Annotated in this window: 1 protein-coding gene; it reads left to right on the plus strand. The window is 61.6% G+C overall.

All coding sequences use genetic code 11. The features are described 5' to 3' along the window. Nucleotides 1-25: 25 nt before the first annotated feature. On the plus strand, nucleotides 26-803 hold a 778-nt coding region (locus tag AB4091_RS21785), incomplete at its 3' end, for a helix-turn-helix domain-containing protein (protein WP_442294989.1).

Below are 803 nucleotides of genomic sequence, written 5' to 3' on the forward strand. Positions count from 1 at the left end.
CGCTTCACCCGAGGACAGCGGATAGATGAACCGAGCTTTTTCCTATCAATCAGCGGCTTGCAGGCCCGCTTATCCAGTCCTGCCACATGGACTTGAACGCAGCGATGTTGAGCGTCTGTTGACCCGCTGCGGCGACGTGTTCGGGCTGAATCCTGCCACGATCCGCATTTTGCTGGTCATGATTCAGCACACCCGGCCTGCCGACTGGACCTCGCCAAGCACGGCACCTGTCTGCTTTGCCGCGCAGACTGTCATTGCCGAAGCGTGCTGCCGCAGCACAAGGGCGGTCCGTGCCGCCGAAACGCAACTCTCCAAAGCCGGGATCATCCTGCGCCGAGTTGGGGCAGGGGGCGCGCGTGGGCGATGGGGCCACTTCACCCTTGGATTGGATTTCTCGCCCTTGATCGAGCGGGTGGACGAGCTGGCCCGCGTCGAGGAAGAACGCCTCGCGTTGACCAAGCAGCGCACCATCCTCAAGAAGCAGGTTTCAGCCGCCCGCCGCCTTGCGCGATCCGCGATTGACGATCTGGCCCAGTCCTGCCCCGAGGCAGACGACTTGCCGGCGCTGCGGTTGATACTTGAAAGCTGGCCTCGCCGCTACGATGCCCTGCCTGTCCAGGCGCTCGAAGCAATGCTGCAACGGACCGAAGCTCTCTACAGAAAAGCCGTGTCCGCCCTCGAAATGCAGTCGAAAACTTCCGGCCTGTCGGCTGGTAAAGACCGGCCTCTACAAGAACAGATCGAAGATCAAATCTGTTCTTGTAACAGGGAACCGCAGGCGCAGACGCAGCAAGACCCACGGC

The organism is Terrabacter sp. 2RAF25, from assembly GCF_052115265.1.
Classification (GTDB): domain Bacteria; phylum Actinomycetota; class Actinomycetes; order Actinomycetales; family Dermatophilaceae; genus Terrabacter.